The following is a 19,660-nucleotide window of genomic DNA, read 5'->3' as shown; positions in this document are numbered from 1 at the left end:
CGACAGATGAGGTGGGGGGAATGACCGCAGGCTACGCCATCGCACCGGAAGTTTGCCTGCGCAAGCAGGCTCCGCTGCGCCATTTCCAGCAATTGCAGGGTCCCCGCAGACGGGAGTTGTTCCTGGTCGAACCGGAACCGATTCAGGGCCACGACGACCGGGAGCTGTTGGCGACCGCGCTCGGCGCGACCCTGTACGTGCCCGCGACCCGCCCCGATCTCACCGAGACGATCCGCAGGCGTGCCGCGCGCGGGGTGTGCTCGATGGTGATCGACCTCGAGGACGCCGTCGCCGACCACCAGGTGGAGGCCGCCAAGCAGCACGCGGTGGACACCCTCGACCTGCTCGCGCGCAGCTCCGACGCCAATCCGATGCTGTTCGTCCGGGTCCGTGACGCGGCCTCGGTGGGCGAGCTGGTCGCCGCGCTCGGCCCCGGTGCCGACGTGCTCACCGGGTTCGTCTTCCCCAAGTTCGACGCCGTCACCGGGCCCGCCTACCTGGCCGCCCTCGACGACGCCAACCGCGTGCTCGGCCGCCCCGTCTACGCGATGCCGGTGCTCGAATCGGCGAACCTGGTGCACCGCCAGACCCGCGACGAGCAGCTCTCGCGCATCGCCGACATGCTCGCGGGCCATCGCGAGCACCTGCTGGCCGTGCGGATCGGCGCCACCGACATGTGCTCGACCTTCGGCATCCGGCGCGACCGCGACCTCACGATCTACGACGTGCGGGTGATCGCCGACGTGATCGCCGACATCGTCAACTACCTCGGCCGCGTCGACGGCACCGGTTTCATCATCACCGGCCCGGTGTGGGAGTACTTCGCCGATCACGAGCGGATGTTCCGCCCGCAGCTGCGCAGTGCCCCGTTCGAGGAATCCGACGCGGTGAAGTTCCGCCAGTACCTGGTGAGCCGCGACCTCGACGGCCTGCTGCGCGAGATCACCCTCGACCGCGCCAACGGCATCCAGGGCAAAACGGTGATCCACCCCTCGCACGTGCCTGTCGTGCACGCGCTGCAGGTGGTGACCCACGAGGAGTACGCCGACGCGCTCGACATCCTGGCCGCCGATGTCGGTGGTGTGGCGGCCTCGGAGTACCGCAACAAGATGAACGAGATGCGCCCACACCGCAGTTGGGCCCGCCAGACGCTGGTTCGGGCCCGTGCGTTCGGGGTCGCGAACAAGGGAGTGTCTTTCGTGGACTTGCTGACAGCGATGATCGCCGAATGAGTGCGGTCGAAATGCCTTGGGCGACGGTGAATCTCGGTATCGAGCTGCATCACGGTGAGTCCTTCGCCGCGCGCTCGGCCGAGGAAGCCGTGCCGGGTGAAGGGTTGTCCGCCGAAAACGTGCTGACGGGCGAGCTTTCGATCGGTGCGCTGGTGCAGCCGGGTCTGCGCCGCAATCCGCGCCGGGCGCATCTGCTGGTGTCCACGGTGTTGGGCAAGCACCTGCCGACCGACCCGCGCATCGTGATCGGCGCGGGCAACCGCCTGGGTGATCTCGTGCGCGAGGTGCTCGGTGATCGTGAAGCCGTCGTGCTCGGGTTCGCCGAGACCGCAACAGGTTTGGGCCACTGTGTGTCCGCGCGGATCGACGCGGGCTGCTACCTGCACTCCACCCGTAGACACGAGTCCCGTGCGACCACGCTGACCGGATTCGAAGAGGGCCACTCGCACGCCACCTCACACCTGCTCCAGCCCGCGCCCGCCGCGATCTTCGCCAACGATCTGCCGCTGGTGCTGGTCGACGACGAGATCTCCACCGGCGACACCGCCATCGACGCGGTGCGCGCGTTGCACGCCTTCGCGCCGCGTTCGCACTACGTGCTCGCCTCGCTGGTGGATATGCGCACCCCCGCCGATCGGATCAAATTCGAAGCTGCCGCAGCCGAACTCGGTGCGCGTATCGACACGGTCTGCCTGGCATCGGGTCGCGTCGACCTGCCCTCCGGTCTGATCGACACCGTCACCGACCTGCCCGACCCACAGTTGAATCCGGCAGCGCCCCAGCCAGGTTCGTACGGCCGGATCGAATTGACCTGGCCTGCGGACGTTCCCGAGGGTGGCCGCCACGGCGCCCTGCGTTCGGACAACGCGGCCTTCGATGTCGCGCTGAAATCCATCGCTGTCGAGGTGAACTCGCGCCTCGATGCCGAGTTCGCGGGTCGTCCGGTGGTCGTCATCGGCCACGAAGAACTCATGTACCTGCCCCTGCGCCTTGCTGCCGACCTGGCTGACGCGGGCACCCCCACCCGTTTCCAAACCACCACCCGCTCACCGGCATACGTCCTCGACGAACCCGGCTACCCCCTCCGCCGCGGCTTCCGTTTCACCGCCCCGGAACCCGACCCCACCGCGCAGCGTTACCTCTACAACGCCCAGTGGCCCGAGGCCGATCCCGTCCTGCTGGTCGTCATCGATCCCCCTGCCGACACCCCCGAACTCGTCGCCCCCGGCGGCCTGGTCGATGTGCTCACCGCATCGGGCGCCGACGTGCTGATCGCGGTGCTCCCCGGCGCGGATCCCCGTGCGCTGCGCACGAGCCGGACCGCTGAGCCGGTAGCGGTGAAAGCATCGTTGTCGGCGCCGCACAGCGATGCCGCAGACATCGCAGGCCACGCAGATTCGGCAGGCCGTCAAGTTTCGGCGGCACGTACGGATACGACTGCGGCGGCAGATTCGGCAGAGCTGGACGGCGTCGCGGAATATGGCGTCGGCGGTAGCCCACTTCCATCGGCCCTACACGGCCCCGAGTTCGGTTCCTATGCGCCCGAGGATGTTTCGTGGCTGCTCAAGGATCTCTCGGAAGCCGACCTCGAGGCCGACATCGCCGAACGCGAGCAGCGCATCCAGGCCGGCGTCGCCCACTACGCCGAGTCGCTGCCGGTCGAGTTCCAGCCGGATGCCGAATACCGCGAGCTCTTCGATCGCGTACTGGCCGACAGCGCCGAACGCCTGGCGCTGGCCGTCGCGACCGTCGCCGAACTCGTCGTCGCCGAACGCGGTGAGAACGTCGTCCTGGTCTCGCTGGCCAGGGCGGGCACCCCCGTCGGCGTGCTCATGCGCCGCTGGCTCACCAGCGGTATCGGCCGCGCACCCCTGAACATCCCGCACTACGCAGTCTCGATCGTGCGGGACCGCGGCATCGATGCGGTGGCGTTGGATTATCTTGCCCACCACCACGATCCGTCCTCGATCGTCTTCGTCGACGGCTGGACCGGCAAGGGCGCGATCACCCACGAACTCACCGCGGCCCTCGACGCCTATCACGCGGCGGGCGGCGCCAGGTTCAACGACGAGCTCGTGGTCCTGGCCGACCCCGCCAACTGTGTGCGCACCTACGGCACCCGCGATGACTTCCTCATCGCCTCGGCGTGCCTGAATTCGACTGTCTCCGGGTTGGTTTCACGAACCGTCCTCAACGACACCTACATCGGCCCCGGCGAGTTCCACGGCGCCAAGTTCTACCGCGACCTGATCGACGCCGACGTCTCGAACAAGCTGATCGACACCGTCACAGCGGCTTTCGCGACGATCAGCGACAAGGTTCCCGCCGCCGTCGCCGAGATCCAGAATTCCGACCGCACCCCGGACTGGTCCGGTTGGGCCTCGGTGGAGAAGGTCCGTGCCGAATATGGCATCAGCACAGTCAATTACGTGAAACCCGGCGTCGGCGAGACCACTCGCGTGCTGTTGCGCCGGGTACCGTGGCGGGTGCTGGTCCGTGAGGCAGATGCACCGGAGCACGCCCACATCCGCCTGCTCGCTGCGGCGCGCAATGTCCCGGTGGAAGTGGTCCCCGACCTGGCCTACTCCTGCATGGGCCTGATCAAGGAGCTAGCCCGGTGACCGCCGAGTCCCTGTTCGCGACCGATCTCGATCGGACGATGATCTTCTCCCGCAACGGTTTCGGCGGTGCCGAGGTGCCGATGGAATGTGTCGAGTACTACGCGGGCGAACCGCTGTCGTACATGACGATCACCGCCATCGCCGCCCTGCGCGAGCTGGCCGCGATCGCCCCGGTGATCCCCACGACCACCCGCACGATCGAGCAGTTCCAGCGCATCACCCTGCCGGGCGCGCCGTGGCGCTACGCGATCACCAGCAACGGCGGCAACATCCTCGTCGACGGCATCCCCGATCCGGCCTGGCGCGTCGCCATCGACGACCAGGTCAACGCGTCGGGCGCCACCCTCGCCGACGTCGGCGCCGAATTACGTTCCCGCATCGATGATTCCTGGGTCACCAAGTACCGCGAGGCCGACGAGCTGTTCTGCTACCTGGTGGTCCGCCCGGACGAGGTCCCCACAGGCTTCCTCGCCGAATGGGACACCTGGTGCCGCGCCAACGGCTGGTCGGCCTCACAGCAGGGTCGCAAGATCTACACGATGCCCGATGCCGTCTGCAAAAGCCTCGCCGTCGCCGAGGTCCGCAAAAGGCTCATGGAATCAGGTGAATTAGCCAGCGGAGCAACATTGTTCACCGCAGGCGACGGCGCACTCGATGCCGAAATGCTGAAGGCCGCCGACGCCGCGATCCGCCCCCGGCACGGCGAACTCGAAGAGTTGAACTTCACCGCGCCCAACCTGACCATCACCACGGCGACAGGAATCCTCGCAGGCGAGGAAATCCTCGAGTGGTTCGCGGCGCAGCGCGCGACAGTACTGGCGTAGAACAGCGAAAACCCGGGCACCGCAACGGTGCCCGGGCTTCCCCGAATCAGTAGTGCTGCTGCTGACCGGCCAACTGCTGCGCGATCACACCTTGAATCCGCTGCAGCCCGCCGACGGTGACACCGCTCTGCAGCTGCCCCTCGATCGTGCGCACCAGCGCGTTGTCGCTCATGATCTTCTCGGTCGACTGGATCAGCACAGTGCCCGCACCGGTGAAGTCGAACTGCCTTTCCTCACCGGAGTTGGCGCCCATCCTGGCCGCACCCGCCGCCAGGAAGCTGCCGATCCAACCCTGGTCGTAATGGTGGCTGGGGGAGGGGCAATCCGCCCAGCCCACAAGCGATTCCGGGTCCACGCGCAGCGGCGGTTCGGCGAACATGACCGGCCCGTTGGACGACGCCAGGAACTTCCCGGTACCGATCAGCGTGAGGAACCCGGGCACGATCGACTGCTTCAACGCCAGACCCGGCTCGAAGGCCAGCAGGTTCGCACCACGGATGGTGAGGTTGCCTTCTTCGAGGTCATAGGAATTGATGTCGTAGCCGCGGTCGCCGATGATCAGCTTGCCGTGACCCTGCGCCACCACATAGTCGCCCGCGAACAGCGGCGCCGAGAACTGGCTGCTCACCATGTGCATCAGACCGCCCTGCAGCCCGTGCGTGAGCATCTGGAACTCGATCTGCCCGTAGTAGGCGATCATCGCGCCCTTGCGCATGAACCACGGACCGGTCAGGTCGATGCAGTAGGCGTAGCTGTTGCCCGGAATGTTGTCGCTGGCACCGAGATTCGCCGGTGAGAGGAGTTCGGTCATCGGTTCACAACTTCTCTTCGGAGGCCTGCACGTACACCACACCCTGTCCGTGGCAATGCAATTGCATCGCCTCGCCCGCGCCGCGACCCACCGCGTCGCGCCAGCTCATCGCCGATTTCAATTCGGTCTGCACATTGCCGTACGCGGCGACGAACGCCTGCGGGTCGACAACGATCGGATTCGGCCCGCCCACTTGCAGTTCCAGGAATCCGCCGTGCGCGAGCAGCACCGCCGAACCCTGTCCGCTGAGCTGCGTGGTGAACATGCCGGTGCCGGTCGCGACACCGGCGGCGGCACCGCGCAGCGCGCCCATCAGGCCACCACCGCCACCGCCACTGCCACCCGAACTCGCCACGGAGACAACGGAAGCCTGCAAACCGGCCGACTGCGCGAGCAGCCGCGAGGCCTCGGCCCGCAACACCGCGCCCGGCTGCATCTGCACCACGTGCACCTCGAGCCCGGCGAATCCGTAGTGGACCTCACCGTTGCCCTGCGCCAGCATGGTCCGCTCGTGCTCACCGGCCATCATCTGCCCGGCCATCCGCATCAAACCGCCGCCGCCCATACCCTGACCGGCGCCGGGAATCTGATGCGGCGCGAACGCCACCTGACCCGTATAGAAGAGCATCGCGCCGGAGCGAGCGACAACGCCACCCGCCTGCCCGACATTGACCTTGACGACCTTGCTGTTGACCTTCTCGAACATCGCCCGCCCTACCGTTCCGCCGGCTGGATCAGCACGACGCCCTGGCCGTCGAACCGCAGCGAGAACGCCTCGCCCGCATCCTGACCGACCATCGTCCGCCAGGAAACATCGGTGATGAACGACTGATTGAGATTGCCGCGCGAGGCGACGAAAGCGTCGGGATCGACGATCAGCGGATACTGCGGTGTCACCTCGAGGTGAATCAGCGGCCCACCGGCCGACAGCAGCGCCACCTGACCCTGCCCACTCACCGTGGTGGTGAACAGTCCGGCACCCGACGACATCCCGCCGACCCCGGCGAACCGCACATCGGTGCGCAGATTGCCCGCGAAGGCGAGCAACTGCTGCGACTCGACCTGCAACGTCTCGTTGTTCAGATTCACCACGGTGACGTTCTGCCCGTTCACTGCCAGGAAAACGCGCCCGTTGCCGTTGCATTCCATCAGTGACAGTTTCTCGCCGGTGGCGCGGCGCTTGAGGCCGTTGAGCACGCCCTCGCCGCCGCCGAACCCGGCCGATTTGAACTGCACGTTGCCTTCGTAGGCCACCATCGAGCCCGAGATCGCGCGAATACTTGTTCCCGCGAGCTGCGCCTCGATCACCTTCTTCGATTGTTCGAACAATTGCGCCATGTCAGGTGCGTGGCCCCTCTGCGAAGGCGGATTCTCCGCCGGTTGTGACTGCGACGTCACCCTAACCGATCAGGCGAAAGTACGCCCGAGCCACAGAGCCCGGACGCATGCCGCCGGTTTCTCGTAGAGTGGCAGGCACTGCTGTGGAACCACCCACCAAACGACAAGCTGCATTCGGCAAGAAGGGTCTAACTTGTCTGCAACACTCGCCAAGGGCCAGAACGGCCCGCTGGCCGTCAGCGACGTGGTGATCTCGCTCCAACTCACCGCTCCGGCCGACCTGTCCGCGCTGCTCGTCACCGAGCAGGGCAAGGTCCGCACCGACGCTGATTTCGTCTTCTACAACCAGCCGAGTGGGCCGGGTGTGGATCTGCGCCCCGGACCCGCGGGTCAGCCTGCCTCGCTTGCTGTTTCGCTCCCTGCGGTGCCCGCCGACATCGATCAGATCCGCGCGGTAATCACCCTGGACGATGCGACCAGCAACTTCGGCCGCTCCGCCCCGCCCACCGCGATCGTCTCCGACGCCTCGGGCAACCAGCTGTTCAGCTATACGATCGAGGGCCTCGACGCCGAGTCGATCGTGATCGCGCTCGAGCTGTACCGCCGTCAGGGCAGCTGGAAGGTGCGCGCGGTCGGCCAGGGTTATGCCGGTGGTTTCGCCGCGCTGGTCACCGATCACGGTGTGCAGGTGGATGATTCGCCCGCGCAGGCCGCTGCGCCGCAGCAGGCTCCGCCGCCGCCCGCGCCGAGCTACCCGCAGCAGGCCGCACCCGCCTACGCGCCGCCCGGAGGTGGTTACCCGCCACCGCCCGCCCCGGCCCAGCAGCCGGCCGGTGGTTACCCGCCGCCGCCCGGACAGGGTTACCCGCCGCCCGCCCAGGGTGGTTACCCGCCGCCCGCGCCGCCGCAGCCGGCCGGTGAGATCAGCCTGAGCAAGGATCGCCCGGTCAGCCTGCAGAAGGGCCAGCGCGTCACCCTGCGCAAGGAGGGCGGCGCCGCGCTCACCTTCGTGAAGATGGGCCTCGGCTGGGATCCCGTGCGCACGCGCGGAATGTTCGGCAACCGCACCGTCGACATCGACCTCGACGCCTCGGTCTGCCTGTTCGCCGACCAGAACCTCGTCGACGTGGCCTACTACGGCCAGCTGTCGTCGAAGGACGGTTCGGTGCGCCACCAGGGCGACAACCTCACCGGCGAAGGCGATGGCGACGACGAGATGATCCTCGTCGACCTCACCAGGATCCCCGCCCACATCACCACGCTGCTGTTCATCGTCACCTCGTACAAGGGCCATTCCTTCGAACAGGTGCAGAACGCGTTCAGCCGCCTGATCGACGGCACCACCAACGGCGAACTCGCCCGCTACACCCTCGCGGGCGGCATGCCGTTCACCGCGATGGCGATGGCCAAGGTGTACCGCGTCGGCGCCGACTGGAAGATGCAGGCGCTCGGCGAGGGCTTCAACGCCAAACACCCCGGTGAAGCGGTGCCGCAACTCGGCCGATTCCTCGGCGGTAACTGATACACGCACAACACAGCTACACGCACAACACAGCGCAATAGGGGCTAGCGACAGTGATTCACCTGAAGGCCGGGCAGAACGCTGCTCTCAACGCTGATTCCGTGCGGTTCACCGCGCAGACCACCGGCGCCGTCGAGTTCGGTGCGCTGGTGGTCGGCGAGGATCTGCGGGTGCGCGACGAGCACGATCACGTGTGCGCGTCGCGGCCCGCCGCCCCCGGGGTGAGCTTCGCGGGGGCGGCGGTGGATCTGACGTTGTCGCAGGTGCGCGCCGACGCTCACGCCGTGCTGTTGTTCGTCGCGGCCGGTCAGACACTCGGCGCGGTCACGGCGTCGCTGTTCGAAAATGGCAGTCCCACTGCGGAATTCGTCATCGCACCGACTGCCGGTGAGAGCGCGCTGATCTGCCTGGAGGTGTATCGGCGCGCGGGCGGCTGGAAGTTGCGCGCCCTCGGCCAGGGCTACGCGGGTGGCTCGACACAGTTGCTGACCACCCACGGCATCTCGGCGCCTACACCGGCGCCCGCCCCGGCGCAGGCGTGGCAGCCTGCCCCGTTGGCGCCGCCGAGCGCACCGACGGAGACGGTCGCGAGACCCGTTCCCGCCTCGGGCATTCCGCTCGAAGTCGACCACGGCCTGCAACGCATGTGGATGATCTTCGAAGACGCCGCCCGCTCAGCTGCCGCACTGCTCTCGGCCCGTGACTACGCGGCCAAACGCCTGGATCAGGAACTGTCGGAAGCGGTGTCGAACCCGGCCACCCGCAACACCCCCGCCGCCGATGCGGCCCGCACCGCCGCCCAGCGCCGCCACGACGACCTCGTCGCGGTCGCCGACGCCAACCACCGCCGCGACAGTGACCAACTCGGCCACGAGATCGCCGAAGCCGACGCCGCCATGCCCGCCGCACTGGCCTCCTGGCTGGCGCCCGCCTGGACCACCCGCGCCGCCCGCAGCGACGGCATCCGCCTCGGCGAGCTCTACGCCCTCGACCGCGGCGGCCTTCGCGTGCCGTATTGCGTTCCGGTGCCGCTGAATCGGCCCCTGTGGGTCGACACCGAATCCTCCGCCGCCGCCTCCCGCGTGGTCGGCGCCCTGCTGGCCCGCCTCGTCGCCGCCATCCCCGACCGGCCGACCAAGGTCGACCTGATCGACCTCAGCGCAGGCCTACGCGCCCTCGCCGCCCCCCTTGCCCCCCTGCTGGCGGGCCCGGTGATCACCGACTACAGCGAAATCTCGCCCCGCCTCGCCGAACTGGCTCACGCGGCCGAACTCGCCGAAATCGCTTACAACAGCGGCCAAGCCGTCCCCCCGACCGAACACCGCATCCTGGTCGCGGCCGACTTCCCGCACGGCTACCAGTCCAGCGACGTCATCCGCCTGGGCCAGCTGATGGTCCGCGGCGACCTGATCGGCCTGTCCCTGGTCATCGTCGGCAGCGGCAGCGCCGAATCCGGCGACGGCCCGGTAGACCTCCTTGCCCAATCCTGCCGCCACCTCCCGACAATGCCCGGCACCCCCCTCTTCGACCCCTGGACCGGCAACGCCTGGGAACTCGACCTCGACATGCTCCCCGCCGAACCCGAACTCCAGGCCCGCTACCTGCGCATGTGAGCGAGAGTTCCGACGAGTTCGGTTCGCTTACGCCACACCGATATTCTGCTCGATCGGTTGTCGGAGTCGGCGGCGATTTGTGCTGTGAGCAGCACTGATCTGTCTGCCGTTGACGGATGCCACGGCCTGATCGATAATTGATCAATCGGGCCGCGCTGTGCCCAATTCTCCTGCACCCCAGTAGTTCTCCATGTACGACTGCTGGTTTGGCAGACGTTGATCCTGCGCGCAAGCGGTCCGACCCCGCAGCGATCTTCCATTGATCGGCAGCCGACACGGCGCCGTCGGTGTTGTTGATTCTGCCCATCCCGCCTGGTGTCGGACGTCGCCCTGTCCTCGAAATAGACAGGGCAGCTGCATAGTTCACGACCCTTCGGGTTACCGCCATTATCCACATCACGTTTGAAGCCCCGGCTGATCAGCCGGGGCTTTTTCGTGCCTGCACCCAGGAGGATCCCGTGTCGAAAACGGATCACCTCGCCCCACGCTCGTCTCCGCCCGTGCCATCTCGACCGCACCGTCGATCCCGCTGCCCAGCTGCGGCAGTGCGATGACAACCGCACCGGAATGGGTGTCCCGTGGTATCGCGTGGCGAGCGTCATTGACACCGGCCAAGACAGAGTCTCCCGCGGAGAGCGATACGAAGCCGCGCGTATTCAACATTTCCGTATCGTCCCCAGCCGACGCCGCACGGCAACTGAATCGGATCTGGAACGGACGAAAGCTATTCGACGACGCGCGGCAATCACCCTTACAGGCCGACGCCATCGACGCCCCATTCGACCTCCCCGTGCAGCGGGAGACGGATGCGCAATCGGACCCGAATGCGAAGGAAAACCTGGCCAATAAACTGAAGGAACGGCCTAGAGCCACCGACACGCCATCGAGCACCCCGCCGCCACCCGGGTTTCAGACCTCAACTCCTGCCAACAGCGGCGAGTCGAGCACCCCAACGCCTTCGACGTCGAATCCGACCCCGGTCCCCCTCCAGGATCTAGGAATCCTGCCAGGTGGGCAGTACCCCGCGACCGAGATGAATTTCCCGGTGCTGGACCCGGAGTCGATGATGCCAGTTGTGGTGGCGACGACCCTCGGCAGCGGAGGCTCGCTCACCCAGGAATCGAGCACGTCGAACGGGGTCACGGTCACCGAGACGACCGCAAAGGTTCCCGGCCGGGATCCGATAGTGACGACGACGATCAGTGACGGCCCCGCGATCGAGGCAGTCGTCGAATGCACGGTGCCCGTTCCTCTTACCGCGCCCGGGGTTGTTCCCCCGTCGATCACGCACCCGGAAACAATCTTCCGAACCAACTCGAGCTATTCGAGTCAGCAGCTAGAAGCGGATCTGCGGGCCTTCGATGCCGGCCGCCCCGTGTGGGCAGGCCCAAATCGGCCGGCCGATTACGAAGTGGCACGGGCCCGGCTGGCGGCGGCGATGTATACGCCGACTGAACAGTTCAACGATCTGGTCTGGGCACAGCACGAGCCCCGCAACCAAGCGGAGACCGAGGAACGGTTCGCCGCCCTGCAGAGGCTCAACCAAGCCGGAATTCCGTGGCTGGATCCCACTATCGAAGAATGGGTCGCCGCCCGACAAATTACGACGATCGCGGAGGACCCTTTCGCCAAGGTCGACAACACCCGACCCGCGATGTACAGCCCCGCGGAACTGCGTCAACAGGCTCTCGAAGCCAGCCGGACTGCGCTCACACTCAATGACCTGAAGCAGGGTATCAACGGTTTCCTCGTAGATTCGACGGTCGGCCCGGCCATCGTTCTCTGGGACGCCGCGCACGACCGTGGTGATCACAGCGCAGCGGAGATCACCTGGGCAGCAGCTGAGCTCGGCATCAACGTGGCGTCGATCTTGCCGGGACTCGGCACTCTCACCGGCGCTGCGGCAAAGGCGGGCCTGCGCCGGATCGCACCGAAGATTTGGGATGCGATGGCCACGGCCGACAATGCCGTGGATGCGACCAGGATCGGCAGGGCGGCACACGAGCAGCAACTGACAGACGCTGTCAACAACCACCGCCGGCGACCGGTCGCCGACGGGGAGGTACCGAGAACCCCCGACCCCACACCCGCACCTCGGCCGAACAACCCAGTCACGCCTACGCCACATACCCAGGGCACACCGCCGACCAGACCGTTACCGCTCGAGGACCAGACCACCCGACTGCCCGTTCGCGATGGTGGCGATGCTCCGCCAGCGAGCACCTTCCGACCAGACCCCGAAGTTCCGCCCTACTCACCGTTCTCTCCCTACCTGAACCCAGGCCGTTTCGACGACCTCAAAGCAGCGGCAATCCGCTTCTCCGACCGGGTATGGGATTGGGGCCAACGCCAGTTCGACCTGAGCCCAGCTGGCGTAACTGCGAACAACAGCCAAGCCACATTCTCGATGTCGATCTTCTCCGCCTCGTCACGCCTGCCCTCGGCTCCCCTACGGCCGGGGCTGATTCCCCGGCGAGGATTGCCGCCAGCGCCGTTGCGCGACAGTGCTGGACAACTCCGTCCCAGAGCGTCCGGGCCGCCTCTGCGACTAGACTTCAACTACGGTACAAGGCCGAGCGTCAGGGGCAAACCGCAGGAAATGGTCGATCAATTGACGGGCCAGATCGACGGATTGAACAACCTGACTGCTGCGGAGGTGTTACATAATCTCAGCACGGTGCGGCGCAGAGGTATAGCTCAGAAGAAGGCACGAGAAGAATATGAAATACTGGCTACCGAGCGTGAGATAGAAAACGCCAAGCGGTTGGCTTTGCTAAATCCTGATGCATTGAACGGTATGACGCCTGTTGCCTATGCCAAGAAGTTGGTGAAGGATCGAATGGAGGGTATGGCGGCACTGCATGAACCGGATATTATTGCTGGCGGTGCGGATGTTATCCGACGCGATTCAAACGGATTGCCGGTACTTGGTGACAGGGGTGTAAATTCTTCGATTGGAAGTCAGTGGAGTCACGGCAACGGCGATGCTGTGCGTAAATATGCGGAAGAATTAGTAGCTGCTGGAAAGGGGCACGAACTAATGAATGTGGTATGGCGGTTGAATCCTTGAAAAATATCGGATTGGAGCGAGTATTAGCTGACCTGGGTGACCCGTATATGACTGTAGAGGCAGATGTGGATGCAGTCGATCAATATGTGGGTATGGTCCCTGATCTGCTGCTGGACGTATGGCGTACGGTGGGGTTTTCTGGATATGCGGGGGGTCTCCTATGGCTCTGCAACCCAGCTGAATGGCAGCCTGCGGTCGATGATTGGATATCTGGTCTCGACATGCCATTTTATGATGAGTGGGTGCCTTTCAAGCGCACGGCATTTGGTACGATGACGATGTGGGGGAAGATGACTGGAAAGAGCCTCACGATTGTCCCGCAAGAAGGCTTCATAATTCCAGTCGATCGGTCTGGCGACATGGTCGATGAGATCGATGTTATTATGCAAATTCTGGCAGCCTTAGATTCTGATACTGAGATGCTGGATACAAAAGGGGACGATGATAAACCGATGTTCCAGCGCGTACGTAAGCGTTTGGGAGGTCTCGATGCCTCCACTATGTACGGCTGCGTCCCTGTGGTTGGTCTGGGGGGTTCTTTCACTCCACGTGGAATGGGCATTGTAAAAGCGGTGGATCATGTGCGTTTTCTGAGCACGGTGACACCACGTCAGGTGATGAACTGGAAGTTCTGAACGGAGTCTCTGGACAGGCGCGGATCGGGTCTATGCCGGTGGCCGCTGGTAGGCCTCGATCGTGGCCTTGCTCGTGCTCGGGTTCTGTAGGACCAGTTCCCACGGGCCAGAGTTGATCTCGAAATCCTTGCCGAACCCGAGCCACTTACCCGCCAGCCGGTTGCCGGTCGGATCGGCGAGCAGTTGGAGCGCACCGTGGTACCGGGCACCGTGGTAGTAGCCCTCCACCGCAGTCCGCTCGGCCCAGGTGCCCGTGGCGACGTTGCTGTCGAGGGTGAGGTCCAGCTCAATCGTCGAGGGCGACGAGCCGGGCAGACTGCGGACGGTGACCTGGCTGCCGTGCTGGAGCACGACGGCGTAATGGGCGACGGTGAACGACGAGTCGCGCCCGCTCGAGTAGTACTCGTAGCGCGAGAGCCACACCCCCGAGAAGTCGCCGACCGTCCGGACCGGGGTCGACGTCGAGGGGGTAGGCATAGCGCCGATCGGCGATTCGACCTCGTGACTGTGGTCGAACTCCCCGCGGATGTCACGCCCGGCGCGCACCGTGCCGAACCCGAGCGTTTCGATGGGTAGTCCCATGACTCGTTCGAGGGCGCGGGCGTGACTCGGCCGCGGTTGGGTGGTTTCGCCGGATTCCCACCGCTGCACAAGCCGTTTCGTGGCGCTGGTGCACCCGGCGTCGCGCAGCGCGCGGGCAAGGTCGTCCTGACTCATGATCCGGGCCGTACGTGCGGCGCGGAGTGCCGTGTTGGGGTTGGTCCGCATGATGCAACGGTAACCCGAATGACGCCGAAATGTCGCCCCTAATATGTGCCGATTGACGTCCCCGCCGTCGTCGCGCGAACACATCGGGCAGCGGCAGTGTTGGCGGTGCTCCCTGGCGTCGGGTGGCGGCGATATCCCCGGCGCCAGGGGAGCACCCAACCCGAACAACAGAGGACGAATCATGTGGGGACAGAAGGCAATACCGCCGCAACTGACGGTGCACGACATCGCCGCACGGTTGGCACAGGAGGCAGAGCAGCAGTGCCGGCCGTCGCCGGTGCTCGATCACTGCGCGCCGCGGGAAATGCTCACCGAGGTCCAGGCGCACACGGTCATGCAGACACATCGTGCGTGTGAGCGGTGGCTGTGTCCGCGCAAGGCATCGGCGTGGAACCTGCTGGTGCAGGCGGGACGCATCGTTCCGCGACCGGCGAACGGGTCGATGTGATCGGCGATGAGAGCCAGGTCAGTTCAGTACGGATACCGGGCGTGAGCTGATCGTGGCCTGTTTCGGGCGGAGGAATTCGGGGAGCCAGGGTAGGAGGGGGTCGAGGGCTCGGTCGAGGAGGCCGCCTGCTGGGTCGTCGACGAAGTCGCGGCGGACTATGTCGTGCTGGGGGCGCAGGATTTCGTAGACGATCAGGGCGCAGAGGCCGAGGACTGCCAGGTCGCGGAGGACGACGGTGCCGGTGAACCACTGTTCGGGCAGGCCTTTGCTGTCCTCGCCGAGGTAGTAGTACATGCGTGGTACCCAGACCAGGGCGTCGATTGTCATCCACGCCAACAGGATTCGTCGGTGCGGGAGCGCGAGGACCGCGAGGGGAACCAGCCACAGCGAATACTGGGGGCTCCACACCTTGTTCGTCAGCAGGAAGGCCGCGACGACCAGGAAGCACAGCTGGGTCAGGCGGGGGCGGCGTGGAGCGGTGAGGGCCAGGTAGGCGATGCCCGCGCAGGCGGCGGCGAAGGCCACCAGCGAGACCGTGTTCAGGATGGTCGGCGGCACACCGTGCGGGAGGGGACCGTCGAAGCCTTCCCAGCCGGTGAACGAGGTGATCACGTTGTAGATCGAGTCGGGGTCGGCGTGCCGAGTGGTGTTGAGCCGGAAGAACTCTCGCCAACCGTTCGGATACAGCGCCGCGATCGGCAGGTTGACCGCCGCCCAGGTGCCCACCGCGGCGACCACGGCGAGGGTGGCGGCACCGAGCGGACGTAGTGCGAAAACCTGTGTTCTGGCCGGTGTTTCACGCAGCCAGGTCTTGGCGGCATCGAGACTGTCGATATCGCGCAACCGCAGCCCGCCCTGTGCGGCAGGCTGACGCCGCATCGGATCGATCCGCAAGCACAACACCACGATCGGCCCGAGCAGCAACAGCGGATACAGTTTCGCCGCCCCACCGAGCCCGAGCAGCACCCCGGCCAACCCCGGCTTACGCCGCGCCCACGCCAACAACCCGGTAGCCGCGAAAGCCGTTGCGAGAGCGTCGAAATTGGTGAAGATGTGCACGATCACCAAGGGCGACAACGCGATCAGCGCCACATCCCACACTCGCCGCCCCGCGAGTCGCGACGACGCCCACACGGTGATCAACCAGCCCACCGCGAGCCCGAGCGCGACTACGTTGAAATACACCACCACCGACATCGCACCTGGCACCGGCAGGTGATCCCAGACATTGCCGATCTGCATCGCCACGTACTGGTACAGCCCCGAAAGTACCGGGTACTCCATGTATCTGGTCTCGGTGCCGCCGTCGGGCGTCGACTCGGTCCATGACTTCTTGTACGGGAACGCGCCCTCGTTGAGCCGTTCGGCGCCGTAGAGGGGCACGGTGTCGGAGTAGCACATGGCCACGTACTGGCGGCCGTTGTTCCAGTCGAGCATGACCCCGCCGTTGCCGTCGCTGGTCTGCTGGATGCAGGGCGCCTTGGCCGTCCAACCCAGGGCGAGGAAGATCACCGTGAACGCGAACAGCACCCGCAGCGGCGTCCAGAACCGCACCCGCCCGATCAGCGCGTGATCGCCGACCGGGCCGCCGATCACAGTGGACAGCTGCGCGGTCAGCGAGTCGTTGCGGCTCGGCCGATCCCGCGCGTCGACCGAGCGCAGGTCGGCGGCCGGCTGAGCGGGCGCCACGTACTCGCGGACCTGCCGGGTGTCACTGGACGCAGGCTGGTCCGCGAGTCGCTGATCGGTCACGACATCCGAGGCTACCGGTGGCTACCGGGACTGGGTCGGCGTGGCTCCCGCGCCGCCGCTTTCCTCGTTGTTGCCGCCGCCCGGACCGTTGCCGTTACCCGGCCGGGTGGCCGGCGTCGTCGGTGAACCTTCCGGTCCCGCCGTCGGCTGGCCGGGCAGCGGGCCCGTGCCGGTCTCCGGCGTCTGCTGCGACTGCGGCACCGCGGGCTGCTGGACTCCTGGCACCGGAATCCGGATGCCCGGCAGGATCTCGACCTGCGAAGGCACGATCACCGGCGGCGCGATCACCGGCGCGGTGGTGGACGGCGCGGTGTAGGGCGCCGACCACTCCGGCACACCGGCCTGGCCCTTGATCGGAGTCGGCTTGGGGAATGACTCGTTCGGCGTGCCGGACAGCGCGCCGTCCATCGTCGCCTTCCAGATATCGGAAGGCAGTCCGGAACCGTAGATGCTGCTGCCGCCGTAGTTCTTGAGCGGCTCGCCCTGCTCGGTACCGACCCACACCGCGGTCGACAGCGACGGGGTGTAACCGACCATCCAGGCGTCGCGGTTGTTGCCGGTGTCGCCGAGTTGGTGGGTACCGGTCTTTGCGGCGGACTCACGGCCACCGGCCAGGTTGTGGTTGCGCGAGTAGGCCGCGATCGGCTTCATCGCCGCGGTCACGTTGTCGGCCACGGCCGCGCTCACCCGCTGCTCACCGGCGGGCTCGCCGCGATCGAGCAGTACCTGACCGTCGGCCGTCACGACCCGCTGCACGAAGTGCGGTGCGTGATAGACACCCGAGGCCGCCAGCGTGGCGTACGCCGAGGCCATGTCGAGCGGGCGCGACTGGTACTGGCCGAGCACGATGCCGTTGTTGGGGCCGACACCGCCGGGCTCGGTGAGCGTTTCGCCGATACCGGGCAGTTCCTTGGCGATACCGAGCTTGTGACCCATGTCGGCGATCTTCTGCGGACCGTTCTGCATGTCCAGCTGCATGCGGTAGAAGCTGGTGTTCAGCGAACGCTTGAGCGCCTCGGCGATGGTGCACATGCCGCAGCCCTCGCCCTCGACGTTGCCGATCTGGATGCCGTTGACGGTGATCGGCGAGCTGTCGTAGAGCTGCGAAAGCGGAACGCCCTGTTCGAGATTGGCGGCAAGACCGATCACCTTGAACGAAGAACCGGTCGGCAGACCGGCATTGGCGAAGTCGTAGCCCTGGCCGTCGTTGCCACCGTAGTAGGCGCGCACAGCACCGGTGCGCGGATCGATCGAAACCACTGCGGTGCGCAGGTTCTCGGGCTCGCCTTCGAGCTTGCCCTGCGCGGCCTTGATCGCGGCGTCCTGCGCCTTGGGGTCGATCGTGGTGGTGATCTGCAGGCCCTCGGTGTTGAGCTGCTGCTCGCTGATGCCCGCCGACGAGAGTTCCTGCAGCACCTGGTTCTTCACCAGGCCGGACGGGCCCTCGTCGTTGTTCTTGTCGCCGAGCGAGTCGAGCGACACAACCTGCGGGTACTGCATCGCCTGACGTTCGGCGGCGGACAGGTTGTTCTCCGCGACCATGCCGTCGAGTACGTAGTCCCAGCGCGACTTCGCGCCGGTGGGGTTCTTCTCCGGATCCAGCATCGAGGGCAGCTGGATCGTGGCGGCGAGCACCGCGCCCTCGGCCACGGTCAGTTCCTGCACCGGCTTGCCGAAGTAGGACTTGGCCGCGGCGTCGACGCCGTACGCGCCACGACCGAAGTAGATCGTGTTCAGGTAGGCGGCGAGGATGTCTTCCTTGCTCCACTGGCGCGCCATCTTGGCCGAGATCACCAGCTCGTGCATCTTGCGCGTCATCGACCGCTCGTCACCGACCAGCGCGTTCTTCACGTACTGCTGGGTGATCGTGGAACCACCACCGGCGCTTTCCTTGCCGAGGATGTTGTCGCGGGCGGCGCGGGCGAAGCCCGAGACCGAGAAGCCGGGGTTGGTGTAGAAGTCGCGGTCCTCGGCGGCGATCACGGCATTGCGCACGTGCGGCGGGATCTGATCGATCGAGACCTCGGTGCGGTTGCCCTGCGGCGGAACCACTTTGCTGATCTCGGTGCTGCCGTCGCTGGCGAAGATCGTGGCGACCTGGTTGGTCTCCAGATCGCCGGGTTTTGGCACCGACACCGCGGTGTAGGCGACGAGGAACACCGCGCTCGGCACCACGATGGCCAGCGCCATCAGGACATAGAGCGTCCGGCGGACGAGCCGCCACGGTGATTTCTTCACCGCACCATCACTACCCGAGCCGTCGTCGCCCCCGCCACCGTCGCGGCGGTTGCGCGGTCCGGTCGGCGGTGGGCCACCCGGACGACGTTCACCGGCGAGGGCACGTCGTTCACCCGATACCGGGCCGCCCGCCGCGGTGGCGCGGCGTTCACCGCTGGTCGGCCCGCCGGGACGGCGACCGGCACCGGCACGCGCGGCCGCGGCGGCGCCACCGGCACGGGACGCCCGGGCGAGGTCGTCGCCACCCGCACGCACGGTCCGGTCGGGACCCGAGCGCACCGTCGGCTCCTCGGGAGCGCCGGGGCGGGGAAGTTTCTGGGTTGCGTTAGCCGCAGGAGGCAAGGGCCGACCGGGCTGCGCGGGCCGACCCTGCGGCGGCCTGCCCTGACCTGGCCCACCCTGCGGCGGCGGTCCACCCTGCGGCCCACCCGGACGCTGCGGCGGCGGACCGGGTCGACGCGGCGGCACCCCACCGGGCGGCGGCCCCTGCTGACGACCGGGCGGCGGCCCCTGCGGACCACGCCCACCGGGCGCGGGCGGACGTCCACCCTGCGCGGGCCCACCCTGCGGGCGCGGACCGTTCGGCCCCGGCAGACGCGGCGGCGGACCACCGGGTCGATCACCCGACTGTGGGGGGAGACCCGGTTGTGCACCCCGAGCGGGACGGCCGCCGCGCGGATCATCGCCGTGGGGGGAGGATTCGTAGGGCGAACTCACTGACCAGATCTCCATAACTTGTAAGGTTCGGGCACACAACATCCGCGCCGGAGTACCGGCGCGGAAAGGGT

Annotated in this window: 14 protein-coding genes; 8 read left to right on the top strand and 6 right to left on the bottom strand. The window is 66.6% G+C overall.

The features are described from left to right. Positions 1-20 precede the first annotated feature (20 nt). Genes ACFWUP_RS25715 through ACFWUP_RS25705 form a run of 3 tightly spaced genes read left to right on the top strand, consistent with a single transcriptional unit; the run spans position 21 to position 4,677 of the window. Positions 21-1,232, top strand: a complete 1,212-nt coding sequence (locus ACFWUP_RS25715; protein WP_379238464.1) for an HpcH/HpaI aldolase/citrate lyase family protein — start codon at positions 21-23, stop codon at positions 1,230-1,232. Then, positions 1,229-3,853, top strand: coding sequence for a phosphoribosyltransferase (locus tag ACFWUP_RS25710; RefSeq protein ID WP_379238462.1), 2,625 nt, complete (start codon positions 1,229-1,231; stop codon positions 3,851-3,853). Before ACFWUP_RS25715 ends, ACFWUP_RS25710 begins: the two co-directional genes overlap by 4 nt. 38 nt (positions 3,854-3,891) lie before the next feature. Next, a complete protein-coding gene (locus tag ACFWUP_RS25705) occupies positions 3,892-4,677 on the top strand; it encodes an HAD family hydrolase (protein ID WP_379238513.1) in 786 nt (261 codons plus the stop codon). Positions 4,678-4,723: 46 nt separating this feature from the next. On the opposite strand, the gene ACFWUP_RS25700 is transcribed toward ACFWUP_RS25705, so the two are convergent. The 3 genes from ACFWUP_RS25700 to ACFWUP_RS25690 are packed head-to-tail and all read right to left on the bottom strand — an operon-like array spanning position 4,724 to position 6,826. After that, the gene (locus ACFWUP_RS25700; protein ID WP_379238460.1) at positions 4,724-5,488 is read right to left on the bottom strand and encodes an AIM24 family protein; all 765 of its coding nucleotides are present in this window, start codon (positions 5,486-5,488) and stop codon (positions 4,724-4,726) included. A gap of 4 nt (positions 5,489-5,492) precedes the next feature. Further along, positions 5,493-6,194, bottom strand: a complete 702-nt coding sequence (locus ACFWUP_RS25695; RefSeq protein WP_379238458.1) for an AIM24 family protein — start codon at positions 6,192-6,194, stop codon at positions 5,493-5,495. Positions 6,195-6,202: 8 nt separating this feature from the next. Continuing rightward, positions 6,203-6,826, bottom strand: a complete 624-nt coding sequence (locus ACFWUP_RS25690) for an AIM24 family protein (RefSeq protein ID WP_379238456.1) — start codon at positions 6,824-6,826, stop codon at positions 6,203-6,205. Between the two features lie 193 nt (positions 6,827-7,019). Here ACFWUP_RS25690 and ACFWUP_RS25685 point away from each other — a divergent pair, with 193 nt between their 5' ends. The 4 genes from ACFWUP_RS25685 to ACFWUP_RS25670 all read left to right on the top strand — a co-directional run bounded on the left by ACFWUP_RS25685 (position 7,020) and on the right by ACFWUP_RS25670 (position 13,666). After that, complete coding sequence (locus ACFWUP_RS25685) at positions 7,020-8,348, top strand: TerD family protein (RefSeq protein ID WP_379238454.1); 1,329 nt, start codon at positions 7,020-7,022, stop codon at positions 8,346-8,348. A gap of 53 nt (positions 8,349-8,401) precedes the next feature. Further along, the gene (locus ACFWUP_RS25680; RefSeq protein WP_379238452.1) at positions 8,402-9,961 is read left to right on the top strand and encodes a TerD family protein; all 1,560 of its coding nucleotides are present in this window, start codon (positions 8,402-8,404) and stop codon (positions 9,959-9,961) included. Positions 9,962-10,511: 550 nt separating this feature from the next. Then, complete coding sequence (locus ACFWUP_RS25675; protein WP_379238450.1) at positions 10,512-13,031, top strand: polymorphic toxin type 15 domain-containing protein; 2,520 nt, start codon at positions 10,512-10,514, stop codon at positions 13,029-13,031. Further along, entirely contained in the window at positions 13,013-13,666 is a 654-nt protein-coding gene (locus tag ACFWUP_RS25670; protein ID WP_379238448.1) for a GAD-like domain-containing protein, read from the top strand. Before ACFWUP_RS25675 ends, ACFWUP_RS25670 begins: the two co-directional genes overlap by 19 nt. 30 nt (positions 13,667-13,696) lie before the next feature. Here the strand turns inward: ACFWUP_RS25670 and ACFWUP_RS25665 are convergent, their stop codons facing one another. Continuing rightward, entirely contained in the window at positions 13,697-14,434 is a 738-nt protein-coding gene (locus ACFWUP_RS25665; RefSeq protein WP_379238446.1) for a multiprotein-bridging factor 1 family protein, read from the bottom strand. Between the two features lie 181 nt (positions 14,435-14,615). Between ACFWUP_RS25665 and ACFWUP_RS25660 the strand changes: the two genes are divergently transcribed. Next, complete coding sequence (locus ACFWUP_RS25660; protein WP_379238444.1) at positions 14,616-14,882, top strand: hypothetical protein; 267 nt, start codon at positions 14,616-14,618, stop codon at positions 14,880-14,882. 18 nt (positions 14,883-14,900) lie between these two features. Here the strand turns inward: ACFWUP_RS25660 and ACFWUP_RS25655 are convergent, their stop codons facing one another. Both ACFWUP_RS25655 and ACFWUP_RS25650 read right to left on the bottom strand, forming a co-directional pair. Then, positions 14,901-16,634, bottom strand: a complete 1,734-nt coding sequence (locus ACFWUP_RS25655) for a glycosyltransferase family 87 protein (RefSeq protein ID WP_379238442.1) — start codon at positions 16,632-16,634, stop codon at positions 14,901-14,903. A 21-nt stretch (positions 16,635-16,655) separates the two neighbouring features. Further along, the gene (locus ACFWUP_RS25650) at positions 16,656-18,824 is read right to left on the bottom strand and encodes a transglycosylase domain-containing protein (RefSeq protein WP_379238511.1); all 2,169 of its coding nucleotides are present in this window, start codon (positions 18,822-18,824) and stop codon (positions 16,656-16,658) included. Positions 18,825-19,660 lie beyond the last annotated feature (836 nt).

Origin of the sequence: Nocardia sp. NPDC058658 (genome assembly GCF_042716665.1) — a bacterium.
In the GTDB taxonomy this organism is placed as follows: domain Bacteria; phylum Actinomycetota; class Actinomycetes; order Mycobacteriales; family Mycobacteriaceae; genus Nocardia.
This window is presented reverse-complemented; position numbering and strand designations above follow the sequence as displayed.